This is a genomic window from Chitinophagaceae bacterium, assembly GCA_030053935.1.
Classification (GTDB): Bacteria; Bacteroidota; Bacteroidia; order Cytophagales; family JASGCU01; genus JASGCU01.
In genome coordinates, this window is record JASGCU010000014.1 from 30,965 (window position 1) to 36,565 (window position 5,601).

Here is a 5,601-nt window from a genome sequence, read left to right on the forward strand (position 1 = left end):
TTCTGCTTGTTTTTCAGCAGCAATAAGTTTATTATTTACTCTATTTATTTTTCCTCTTTCGTCTTGTTCTCTCATACTTGCATAATCGTATTCTTCTAATTCTTTTTCATTCCATTTAAATTTACATGCCATATCATAAGCTGATAATAAACCTTTGTCGGTAATATTTTTTGGAATATCTTTTAAGGTTTCTGAATTTTTTAAGAAAAAAACCCATTGTTCTGTAATAGTGAGACATTCTTTTTCTGTTTTATGAAATTTCATTAATTCTACAAAATTATATTCTGTTCCTTTCAGTTCGTGTGTGTGTATTTTTGTGTCTAACAAGATATGTCGGGTAATGTAGTCAGTATTCTTAAAAAAATTAAATTTAATAACTCCTATAAAAAGAACAGGATTAAGAAGGACATATTGGTCTCCTTTTTTAATTTGACTCACAAAATCCTTGTTGGTATAATACTGGACACGGTTTTCAAATCCATCGGGTTCTTCTACTTGCATTTCTACTATATAATTTTTTTTATTCTCATCTACTACTTTTACATCCAAGATGGATTGTTTTTTTTTATGTATTTGTGGGAATTGATATGGGTTTTTAAAATCAATATGAATAATTTTTTTGCCTTTGGGAAGGTCTAATACAGCATTCAGAAAAGAAAGTAATATTTCGGGGCTTTGTTCACACCCAAAAATTTTTCTAAAAGCTACATCATTTGTTATATCTACAAATATCATAATGATAATATTGTTTTATTTTGTATTTTATTCCTATGTATTTATAAAAATGTTACGTAAGGTATTATAATTGTTTTTACGTAGTATCATTATTTAGAACAGTTTTTTAATAATATATTCTACAGATACGTCATCTGCTTCTGCTTTAAAATTTTTTATGATGCGATGTCTTAGAATAGGAATGGCTACTTCTTGAATATCTTCTATATCTGGTGAATATTTTCCTTTTATAAGAGCATTGCATTTTGATGCTAGTACCAAATATTGAGAAGCTCTTGGTCCTGCACCCCATTCTAAATATTTTTTTGATATTTCGTTTGTACTTTGGGAATTACGTGTTTTATGAACTAATTTTACGGCGTATTCTATTACATTGTCCGGAATTGGTACTTTTCTTACTAGATTTTGGTAGTATAAAATTTGTTCGGAGCGCATGACTACTTCTACATTTGTTTTTTTATCAGAGGTGGTGTTTTTTACAATATCTATTTCAGATGAAAGGGATGGATAATCTAAATAAATATTGAATAGGAATCTATCTAACTGGGCTTCGGGGAGTGGGTATGTTCCTTCTTGTTCGATGGGATTTTGGGTAGCGAAAACAAAAAAAGGTTTTTCTAGAGGATTCATTTTTCCGCCGATAGTAACGGAATATTCTTGCATTGCTTCTAAAAGTGCGGATTGTGTTTTAGGGGGAGTTCTGTTTATTTCATCTGCCAAGATAATATTTGCAAAAATTGGACCTGGTATAAATTTAATATTTCTTTCTTTATCTAAGGTTTCTGACCCCAATATATCTGATGGCATAAGATCGGGGGTAAACTGGATACGGTTAAACTTCAAATCTAAAACCTTTGATAGTGTATGGATTAAAAGTGTTTTTGCTAATCCCGGAACCCCTACTAATAAAGTATGTCCTTGGCAAAACAAAGAAATAAGAAGCAATTTTATTACTTCGTTTTGTCCGACTATAATTTTTTCAATTTCTTCAGTTAGTTTTTTAAAATCTTTTACAAAAGCATCTGCTGCTTCTTTATCATTTGTATAGTTCATAAGAGGTTATTTTAAAATTTTACAGTATTCAAATTCTTTGTTTATAGTTATATATACATTTTTATAAGCGTTCGAGAACCAATCTTGTATTACTCTGTTTTTTTTAGATGTGATAGTAGCGGTATAAATTTTTTGGAAGTCCTGTTGTAGGTTTGCTTGGTGTGGGGGAATTTTTTCTTTATAATAGATAATGCGAATTGCATCAGAACCATCGTTTTTTTTAAACGTTATAGGAGAGGTAATGTTTCCTAATTGCATCGTATCCACAGTAAAAAATAATACAGGATCCATTTGTTCTACTGAAATCAGCGATGCTCCTGTTTCATCTTGAAAAAATCCACCTGTATTAGATGTTTCTTTATCAGATGAATACGTCTTAGCTGCTTTTTCAAAAGTAATTTTATTTTCTAGAATGAGATTCCTTATGCTATCTAAAAAATATATCTCTTTTTCAAAGTCACTTTTTGTTGGTTGAGGTATCATAAGAATATGTTGGGAATTATAGATATTTCCTCTTCGTTCTAACATTTGGATAATATGAAAACCAAACTGAGATTCTATAGGGTCGGATATTGTACCTGGCTTGAGCAAAAGTGCTGTGGATTCATATTGAGGGTCCAAATCTCCTCTTTTAAAAAAGCCTAATTCACCTCCATTTCTTTGGGCAGAAGGATCGTCTGAGTATTCTTTTGCTAACAAAGCAAAGTCTTCTCCGTTTAAAATACGCTGTTTTAAATCTATTAGTCGTCGTTTTATTTCATTTTTTGCTTCTTCATTTGCTTTTGGCTCTCTTACAATCTGCCCTACGGATAATTCTGTGGAAAAATATGGCAAGCTGTCTTCTGGGATTTTCTTAAAAAATTTTCTTACCTCGGTAGGAGTTGTTTTGAGTTCTGAGGTAAGTTTTGATTCCATTTTCTGAATTATCAACTGTTCTCGCACATTTTCTCTTAACTCTTCTTTAATCTGTTCTATTGATTTACCATAGTATTCTTTTATTTTTTCCTCAGATCCTATCTGAGATATATAGTATTGCATACGTCTGTCTAAATTAGCATTTACTTCCTCATCTTTTACTGCCACAGAATCTGATGCAGCACGAACTACCATAAGTTTATTAATAACTATGTTTTCTAATGCTTTGCATTTTGTGTTTGTCTCTACTAATTCTTCTTTTGTAGACATTTCAATATACACTTTATCAACTTCTGATTTCGTGATGATAAAATTCTCTACCTGAGCGACTATTTCATCAATAACTATTTCTTTGTTTGGGGGGTCCTGTGCGTACACAAAAGGATGGTAAAAGAAAAAAACAGATAAGAGTACTTTAGTATATCTCCACGATTTTTTTATTCTCAAATTTTTTTCTAATTTCTTTTTCAAGTTCTTTTTCTAATTTTATTTTTCTACTCATAATAAGATTCTTTTCTACTTGTTTTTCTACGTATGATAACGGGGCAATTTCATTGGCAAATCTAAAATCTGTAATTTTTATCATATACAGAAATTCGCTATCTAAAAAACGGATAAAGCTATTCTCTTTTGTAATTTTATATTGGGTTAAGGCTTCTTTTACAGAAGTTTTTTCTAATAGATCTTTAAAAGGTATCCATATAGCAGTATCTAAAAAATAATGTATTACTTCTTCTGTTTGGCATAAGGTATTTATTTCTTCTAATGGGTAATTAGGAAATTGTTTTATTTTGGTTTCTATTGTTGTCGTATTTTTTACGTCTTTTTTAATCTGAATAAATAAGCATTTTATAATAGTTTCGGGGAGAATAAAACTATTTTTATGCAGAGAGTAATATTCTTCTCTTTCTTCTTGAGTTATTTCCGTCTTTAGATTTGTTCGGATATAATTTTGTTTGTATTCGTAAATAAGAAGAGAGTATTTGTATTCTAATACTTTCTTTTCGATTGTTTCTATATCATAATATGTAGTATTAGAAGATATCTCATAGAGCATTATTTGTTTATTTATCCAGTGATCTATGTGTTTTTTAGCAATATCAATACTATCTTTTTTATTGTACTTGTTCCCAACGTATTTTTCTACTTCAGATTTATATAGGTATGTATTTAAAACTCTTGCTGCGGGTTTTTCTACCATGGATTTATCTAAAACCTCTGTCTTTTTGTTTGGAGTACATGAAAAAGAAATAATACCAACAAAAACAAAATGGATACATAAAACATAAAAAAAATGTATTTTTATAGTAAGCATAATTAAAGATTTTTTAAAATAAATAGTATAATAGGTAAAAGCATTTGGAATAGATGGAGATACATAGAATTATAAAATAATCTTATCTATAATACTCTTTTTTAAAAAATATACCATAAATATATCATAATAATTCTAAAACAAAGAGAGAATCGGAATTGTTTTATATGTTTTTGCATTAAATAATACAAATTTTTTATATATGAAGAATTCCTATTCGTAATTTAGCACTTCTGCTTCGTTTATTTGTTTGAATCTCCTGCTCTGAGGCATAAATGGGTTTTTTATGCATTGGGGTAAAGTAACTTATTTTATTTCCATAAAAATCTTTTGTATCTATTCCTTCCAAGTTCCCTTTCCCTATAAAATTTTTCACCAATCTGTCTTCCAATGAATGGTAAGAGATTATGGCAAGCTTTCCTCCTGGTAATAATAGTTCGGGTGATTGCATCAATAATTCTTTGAGAGATTCTAATTCTTGATTCACCTCTATTCTAATAGATTGAAATGCCTGTGCAAAAAATTGATTTTCTTTTCCTCTCGGAGCAAATTTTTGAATGGCAGTTTTAAAGTCTTCTGTTGTTTCTAATGGGTAATTGATTCTATAAGAACAAATGGCTTGAGCAATATCTTTAGGACGTTGCATTTCTCCATAATTTTTAAAAAGAAAGCAGAGCTTATCCGATGAATAAGTATGCAGAACTTCTTTTGCAGATACTTCCGATTCTTGATTCATACGCATATCCAATGCTCCGTGAAACCGGGTGCTGAACCCTCTCTCCAAAGTATCTATTTGATAACTGGACACTCCTAAATCTGCAAAAAGACCATCTATCTTCGATACATTATGAAACCTTAAAAACCTTTTCACATATCTAAAATTTCCTCGTATATACGTTATTCTCTCATCATCAATACTATTTTTAGTAACATCATTATCTATATCAAAAGCATAAATTTTTCCTTTGCTTGATAGACGCGAGAGCAGTGCTTGAGAATGCCCTCCTCCTCCATACGTGGCATCTACATAGATTCCATCGGGCTTAGGGGTTAATCCATCTATTAATTCGTTCAACAAAACGGGAATATGGTACTGATTCATAGTATTTTTTTTAGGCTGCAAGCAGAAGCTCTACAGATTGTTTTCTTTTTTTATTTGCATTACAAACTCTCAAGACACATCAAAATCTTCGGCTATTTCGGTAAGTGTGAATTTTCCTCTTTTGAGAAATCTTATGATTATTTCTATTTTTCCTTGATTAACAGCGTATTCAATGGTATTATAATAATCTCTATACAGCTTCAAACTCATTTCATATTCATATATACCATCTTCTCCGAACTTTGCAAGGGATGTTTAATTTGAAACCAAATCTCATTATTTATTTTAAATTATTACATTATTTTTCATTTTTTATTTCAAAATCAATCAACTTTCATCGTTTTGTTCTAAATTTTATAGCTTTTTTACAATGAGATCTCTTTATAACTTTTTATCAAAGAAAATGAAATATATAAAAGAGTAAAATAGTTTTTTTCGATAAAAAGTGACACTACCGAACGAAAAAGTGACACTACCGAAC

General features: G+C 29.7%; 6 protein-coding genes. All 6 read right to left on the bottom strand.

The annotated features are described in order from the left end of the window. Positions 1–735, bottom strand: a 735-nt coding sequence (locus QM536_03055) for an Rpn family recombination-promoting nuclease/putative transposase (GenBank protein ID MDI9355988.1), incomplete at its 3' end; no start/stop codon positions are given. A 93-nt stretch (positions 736–828) separates the two neighbouring features. Beyond that, entirely contained in the window at positions 829–1,788 is a 960-nt protein-coding gene (locus tag QM536_03060) for a MoxR family ATPase (GenBank protein MDI9355989.1), read from the bottom strand. 6 nt (positions 1,789–1,794) lie between these two features. Beyond that, positions 1,795–3,150, bottom strand: a complete 1,356-nt coding sequence (locus QM536_03065) for a peptidylprolyl isomerase (GenBank protein ID MDI9355990.1) — start codon at positions 3,148–3,150, stop codon at positions 1,795–1,797. Further along, positions 3,119–4,018, bottom strand: coding sequence for a hypothetical protein (locus QM536_03070; protein ID MDI9355991.1), 900 nt, complete (start codon positions 4,016–4,018; stop codon positions 3,119–3,121). Before QM536_03070 ends, QM536_03065 begins: the two co-directional genes overlap by 32 nt. A 196-nt stretch (positions 4,019–4,214) precedes the next feature. Then, positions 4,215–5,120: a 16S rRNA (cytosine(1402)-N(4))-methyltransferase RsmH gene (gene rsmH, locus QM536_03075; GenBank protein ID MDI9355992.1), complete on the bottom strand. Its 906-nt coding sequence runs from the start codon at positions 5,118–5,120 to the stop codon at positions 4,215–4,217. A 69-nt stretch (positions 5,121–5,189) separates the two neighbouring features. Then, positions 5,190–5,330 carry a hypothetical protein gene (locus tag QM536_03080; protein ID MDI9355993.1) on the bottom strand — a complete coding sequence of 47 codons (141 nt, stop codon included), beginning with the start codon at positions 5,328–5,330 and terminating at the stop codon, positions 5,190–5,192. Positions 5,331–5,601: the final 271 nt, after the last annotated feature.